4 protein-coding genes and 1 pseudogene are annotated in these 6,694 nt (G+C 42.7%); 3 read left to right on the top strand and 2 right to left on the bottom strand.

The annotated features are described in order from the left end of the window. Together JGK22_RS21175 and JGK22_RS21170 are read right to left on the bottom strand one after the other, a co-directional pair. Window positions 1-267, bottom strand: a pseudogene (locus JGK22_RS21175) (photosystem II q(b) protein); the annotation flags it as partial. Window positions 268-359: 92 nt separating this feature from the next. Continuing rightward, window positions 360-683, bottom strand: coding sequence for a hypothetical protein (locus tag JGK22_RS21170; RefSeq protein ID WP_293184507.1), 324 nt, complete (start codon window positions 681-683; stop codon window positions 360-362). A gap of 242 nt (window positions 684-925) precedes the next feature. Between JGK22_RS21170 and JGK22_RS21165 the strand changes: the two genes are divergently transcribed. The 3 genes from JGK22_RS21165 (at window position 926) to JGK22_RS21155 (ending at window position 6,604) form a co-directional block, all read left to right on the top strand. Then, window positions 926-4,552, top strand: a complete 3,627-nt coding sequence (locus JGK22_RS21165) for a GAF domain-containing protein (RefSeq protein ID WP_293184510.1) — start codon at window positions 926-928, stop codon at window positions 4,550-4,552. Beyond that, on the top strand, window positions 4,543-4,938 hold the full coding sequence (locus JGK22_RS21160) for a response regulator (protein ID WP_293157660.1): 396 nt from the start codon (window positions 4,543-4,545) through the stop codon (window positions 4,936-4,938). The genes JGK22_RS21165 and JGK22_RS21160 overlap by 10 nt, the downstream gene beginning before the upstream one ends. 247 nt (window positions 4,939-5,185) lie before the next feature. Then, on the top strand, window positions 5,186-6,604 hold the full coding sequence (locus tag JGK22_RS21155; RefSeq protein WP_293184512.1) for an adenylate/guanylate cyclase domain-containing protein: 1,419 nt from the start codon (window positions 5,186-5,188) through the stop codon (window positions 6,602-6,604). Window positions 6,605-6,694 lie beyond the last annotated feature (90 nt).

The following is a 6,694-nucleotide window of genomic DNA, read 5'->3' as shown; positions in this document are numbered from 1 at the left end:
GATCGCGTTTGAGGAAGGAACAACAGCACCGGAGATGATGTTGTTACCCAGCATCAAGGAACCAGCAACTGGTTCGCGGATGCCGTCGATGTCCACTGGAGGAGCAGCGATGAAGGCGATTACGTAACAGATTGTTGCAGTCAGCAAGGTAGGAATCATCAAGACTCCGAACCAACCTACATAAATGCGGTTGTCGGTTGATGTTACCCAGTTGCAGAATTGCGACCAGATATTGGCGCTTTCGCGCTGTTGTAAGGTTGCCGTCATGTGTTTATGATTGCTATTGGTTTTTCAATGTTCGGATGATGTCTCTATTATTAACGGTATCGTTAAGGTTTGTAAAGGCCTGTAACGACAGCTTAACTGATGAGAGTCATCAGGAAAGCTGATGAAACGATCCAGAGGCGAAAAAAGCCCATTATTTGGTGGAACCCGCACGCGAGTCCGTTGCGGACTGTGGTGCAAGATGCCAGATTGATGCTGTAGGGGCAATCCCTCGCAGTTGTCGCAATGTATATATATAGTGTTTTGTAGGGGACATCTTCCCCGTGGTAGCCGCGCGCGATCGGGATGCGGCGCTGTGTCTGAGCTTGGAAAATTGCCAAAAGAATATAGATGCGGGGCGGGGAATGCCAGTCTGAAGGGGACTCAGCGGGTTTTAAACAGCTTGTTACTCCAGTCATCTATATTATAAAAATGCTGTAGCAGTTGCGTGCGTAAGCCAGCTTCGATCGGGGTAGCGTTCGATCGACAATTCAACTCGTGCGATCGCCAATCTAGCGCACTGAGCCTTAATCAATAATTATCAAACCAGAGCGAGCAAATCCTCTCTAAAGTTAGTTGAAAAAAAATTAAATTGAGTTAATACTTATCAAAATAAACAACTATCAATACTTAATAAACTAACCACAAGAGAGTTAAACCCATGTCAGAAAATTATCTAGGATTAGATACAGAAGATTACGAGTCCCTCAAAAGCGAGATAAAAACCCTCAAAGCGCGCGTTGCCGAACTAGAGTCGGCATCGAAACCCGAACCCGCTATCGTTGCCAAACAAAAGGCGCTATTTGCTGTAGTGACCAAAATTCGCGAGTCGTTAGACTTAGATATTATTTTTCAATCAACCGCTCGGGAAGTTCGCCAACTGCTGAATGCCGATCGAGTAGCAATATTTCGATTTTACCAGCAGTCAGGATTTGACGACGGGGAATTTGTGTCAGAAGACGTGATCCCAGAGTTTCATTCAGTAAAAGCTGTAAAGGTGCACGATCACTGCTTTGGTAAACAATATTCAATGCGGTATCAGCAAGGAAGAATTCAGGCAGTCAATGATATCAATCAAGCCGGATTGAGCGATTGCCATATAGCTGTTCTTGCTCAATTTAATGTCAAAGCAAACTTAATCGTACCTTTAATCAAAAGAAATAAACTTTGGGGATTGCTCTGCATTCACCAATGTCGCGCCCCACGCCAGTGGCAGCAAGATGAAATTGACTTTGCCAGTCAAATTGCGGTGCATTTAGGAGTAGCAATACAGCAAGCAAAACTTTTAGATGAAGCTCATAGGCGGTCAACAGCACTCCAGACTACTCTAGAGGAGCAATTGCGAAAACGCACAGAAGAGCTGGTTAAGGAAGCAGACCGAGAACGAGCCATAACTCGGATGATTGATAAGATCCGCCAAACCTTAGATATGGAAACAATTTTCCAGACAGCAGCGACAGAAGTTCGCAAACTTTTGAATGTCGATCGCATTGCCATTTATCAATTCCGTGAAGACTATTTCGGCGACTTTATCTTTGAATCTGAATCGGGAAACTGGCCGAAATTGGTAGGCAGCGGCTGGGAAGATCCCTACTTAAACGAACACCAAGGAGGTCGATTCCGGTGTGCGGAAACCTTTATCGCTGATGATATCTACAATGCCGGCCAGAGCGATTGTCACATAGAAGCTTTAGAATATTTTGGTGTCAAATCCTGTGCGGTAGTTGCGATTTTTAAAGGAGAGAAACTCTGGGGATTGCTCAGTGCCTTTCAACACACAGGTGCGCGTCACTGGGAAGACACAGAAGTAAAGTTACTGAATCAAATTGCCACTCATTTGGGCGTGGCTTTGCAGCAATCCGAGTACCTAGAACAAATACAGTTTCAAGCTAAACAGCAGGCGAAAGCAGCCGAACAGGAACGCACATTAACTAGAGTAATTGAACGGATTCGCCAGACGCTAAATATTGACAAAATATTTAGCGCAACAACTCAAGAAGTACGGCAAATTCTCAATTGCGATCGGGTTGGAGTGTACCGTTTTTTTCCAAACTGGAGCGGGGAATTTGTGTCGGAGTCGGTAGCAGAAGGTTGGATACCTTTAGTAACTGATAAAATTAAAACAGTCTGGCAAGATGATTATTTACAAAAAACTGAGGGTGGCAGGTATCGCCATCAAGAAATTTTTGTAGTTGATGACATCTATAAAATTGGTCACTCTCCATGTCATATCGAAATTCTGGAACAAATTCAAGCCAAAGCATATTGTGTAGCGCCTGTTTTTGTGGGGGAAAATCTCTGGGGTTTGCTAGCAGCTTACCAGAACTCTGGTTCCCGTGAGTGGGAAGCAGGAGAAGTGAGGTTGCTGGCTCAGGTTGGCAGTCAATTGGGAGTAGCTATGCACCAAGCAGAATTGCTCGATCGCACTAAAAAGCAGTCCTGGGAATTGCGGACGACTTTGGCAGACTTAAATGCGATCGTTGACAATTTGGCTGACGGGTTATTAGTCACTGACATTGAAGCTAAAATTACCAGGTTTAATCCGGCACTGCTGGCGATGTTTGAATTAAAAGATGTTGACCTGAAGGGGAAAAAAGTATCCGAAATATTTCCTAAAAAATTAGCCCAATTGGTTGAGGCGACTGAACATAGAGAGGGAGAAATTGTGACGCTGGAAGTGGAACTAGAAAATTCTAGGATAGGTCAAGCTTTAGCGACCACTATTCTGAAAGAAGCGGTAAAAGACGAAGCAGATCGATCTCTAGGTTCGGTGATTTTGATTCGAGATGTGACGGTGGAACGAGAAGTTGACCGAATGAAAACTGATTTTCTGGCTACAGTTTCTCACGAACTGCGGACGCCTTTAACTTCGGTTTTGGGTTTTGCTTCGCTGATTAAAGAAAAACTAGAAGAAGTGATTGTTCCCGGAGTCGTATCGGAAGACAGAAAAATCAAAAAAGCTTTAAATAAAGTTGCAGATAATATTAACATTATTGTCTCAGAAGCTGAACGGCTGACATCTTTAATTAATGATGTTTTGGATATTGCTAAGATGGAAGCGGGGCGAGTTGAATGGCAGTTACAGCCGACAAATCCAGTGCAAATCTTAAAACAGGCGATCGCCGCTACGTCATCTTTATTAGAAAAGAATAATTTAAAGTTGATTAAAGATTTTAGTCCCGGACTGCCACAGGTATTAGTAGACCGGGATCGCATGGTTCAAGTCGCGATCAATTTAATCTCGAATGCAGTCAAGTTCACAGAATCAGGTTCTGTCACCTGTCGGGCAAGAGTAGAGGGTGACGAGCTGGTTATTAGCATTATTGATACTGGCATCGGCATTGCACCAGAAGACCAAAGCAAAGTTTTTGAAAGATTTAAACAAGTGGGAGATATCCTGACCGAAAAGCCTAAAGGCACTGGCTTGGGGCTGCCAATTTCTAAACAAATCGTTGAACACCACGGCGGTAGAATTTGGCTAGAAAGCGAGTTAGGCAAGGGCAGCACTTTTTTCTTTAGTATACCGCTAGTTAAAAATATTGAGTCGGTGGAAAAATGCAAAATTATCAATGATTTAATCGGGCAACTGAAACAGCAAGTGCTCAGCAGAACTCCGCTCGGCGTTAAAGGAGGCCAGCAACTTTTAGTTGTTGACAATGAGCCTAACATCCGAGATATATTGAGGCAGTCACTGGAACAAGAAGGATATAAAGTCGCGGAGGCAATTAACGGTAGAGATGCTATTTCTCAGGCTAAAGCAGTCAAACCGGATCTGATTATTTTAGATGTAATGATGCCTCACATCGACGGTTTTGATGTGGCGGCAGTTCTCAAAAATGACCCAGAAACTCGGGGGATTCCGATTATCATCGTGTCTCTAATTCAAGACAGAGACAGGGGCTGGCGTTTGGGAGTTGACAGGTATTTTACCAAGCCTATAAATATAGCGGGACTGTTAAAGGAGATCGGCTTGCTGCTGCGACAAGGGATGTCTAATAAGACGGTGTTGGTCGTTGTTAACAATGCTTCTACTTTCAAAATTTTGTCGGCTGCGTTGCTTTTTCAGGGATATAATGTGATGGAGGCATCTGATGTTACAGAATGCCTGGATCGAGTGAGAGCGATCGAGCTGGATTTAATTATTATTGACGAAGCCTTATCTCAAGAGCAAGAATTAGTCAAAAAATTGCGCCTTACTAAGGGCTTGGAAAAAGTCTCCATAATTGTTTTGGGAGATATTGTAGAGGATAACGGGCTGAGCAAACACATTCATGGGAAATTGTTGTGAAAAAAGTTTTAATTGTGGATGACGAACCGAATATTCTGATTTTGATGGAGCAGGCTCTAGAAAAGTTGGAAGATGAGGATGATGTAGAGTTGCTGACTGCGAGAGATGGAGTTGAGGCGTTGAACAGAATTAAGGAAGAAAAGCCGGATTTGGTTTTTCTCGATGTGATGATGCCGAAAATGAGCGGGTTAGAGGTATGCAATACGGTTAAAAATGAACTAGGTATGGAGGACGTTTACATTATTATGTTGACAGCTAAGGGACAAGAATATGATAAGCAAAGCGGTATGGCTGTGGGGGCAAATCTTTATATGACTAAACCTTTTCGCCCGAAAGAAGTGCTGGTCAAAGCTAGGGAAATTCTGGGTTTGACGGCACAGATGTAGCGAGAGGTATACAATCAATTCACAAGAATATTTTTTGGTTTTTGGTGGTTGCTAGCCTGCCCAAAAACGGATACAATCCCCCGGCTATAGTCGTGGATGCTCCAAAAATTTTAGACTAAGTTTCAAGCTCCCAGAGTTATCTGCCCTTGTAAATCTAAAATCTAAAATCTCTATCCTCAAATTGGCTGACTGGTTACAAACGAATGAATAACGATAGATCGCTCACTCATGATTAATAGCAAAGTAAATGGTTCGTATCAATCTCAAAAAATTGATTTCTAAGAGAGATTTGCGGGTGGTTATTGAGGGCGCGCTCGGTGTTTTAGACGCTCCGATGGCTATTCGGAATGTTGAAGGGGCTATTTTATTGGGCGAAGATTGTCAGACCTACTTCAATACTTATCCTATCATCCTAGCCGATGAAGTTATCGGTTACGTAACAGGAAGTCAAAAAGCAGCATTTATTGCCGATATGCTGAGTTATGCTGCCAGCGCCGACTTGGATATAAGAACTCTGGCTGTTGATACTTTAGATAAGTACGAAGAAGTTAATTTTTTGTACGATTTTTCAAGCAAAATAGCTACTTGTTTGGGTGTGGCTGAAGTCAGTCAATTGGTGGTAACTGAAGCGAAAAAGTTGATTGAGTCTACCAATATTTCAGTGATGCTAATGAATGAAAAGACAGGAAAACTGGAGATTGTTTCTGCTAGGGGTAAAGAGTACAACCATAAAACAAAAATCGGTTCCAATATGGGGATAGCAGGTCATATTTTTGTTTCTGGTAAAGCTGAAATAGTCAATGATGTATTGTCCGATCCGAGATATGTTATGGGAGACAATGAGATGCGTTCTATGATTTGTGCACCTCTAACAACTCAGAACGGTACAATCGGCGTTATCAATATTAGTCATAACGAACTTGTAAACTATACGGCACAGGATTTAAAATTATTTACGGCTTTGGCATCGCAAGCGGCCGCGGCGATCGAGAATGCGCTTTTACATGAAAGTAAATTGAAGGAAGAACGAATTAAAAATAATTTGGAAAGATACCTTTCTCCCCAGGTGGTGCGAGCAGTTATCGAAGCTAAAGGAGATATTTCTCTAAATCCAACTAAGCGCAATTTAACGGTGCTTTTTTCGGATATTAGAGATTTTACTACTAAGTGTGAGGAGCTGCCTGCTGAGAAAATAGTGATGTATTTAAATGAGTATTTCACGGAGATGGTAGAGGTAATTTTTAGTCATGAAGGTACTGTGAATAAGTTTGTGGGAGATATGATTGTAGCAATGTTTGGGGCGCCTTCGGAGGTGGCCGATCGCGAAAGGAAGGCGATCGAAACTGCGATCGATATGCAGCGACGGATTGGGAGGATGTCGGTTCCTTGGATTACGGATAATTTTCTGACTGGTATTGGGATTAGTTCGGGGGAGGTAGTTGTTGGTAATATTGGTTCGCCGCAGCACATGGATTATACTGCCATAGGGGATGAGGTGAATATTGCATCTAGGTTGCAGTCAATGGCTGAGGGAGGACAAATTTTGGTGAGCGATAGTGTGTACAGCGTTACTAAAGATATGTTTGAGTTTAGGAAAATTGGCTCTGTGATTGTTAAAGGTAAGAAGAAAGCTGTCGAAACTTTTGAGGTGATTTATCATGAATGAAGTCAGTAGTCATTAGTCATTAGTCATTAGTCATTAGTTATTAGTCATTAGTCAGTATGATAGGTCGGACACGGCAGTGCCGTTTCCCTA

It is taken from the genome of Microcoleus sp. PH2017_08_TRC_O_A (assembly GCF_020738665.1).
In the GTDB taxonomy this organism is placed as follows: domain Bacteria; phylum Cyanobacteriota; class Cyanobacteriia; order Cyanobacteriales; family Microcoleaceae; genus Microcoleus.
This window is presented reverse-complemented; position numbering and strand designations above follow the sequence as displayed.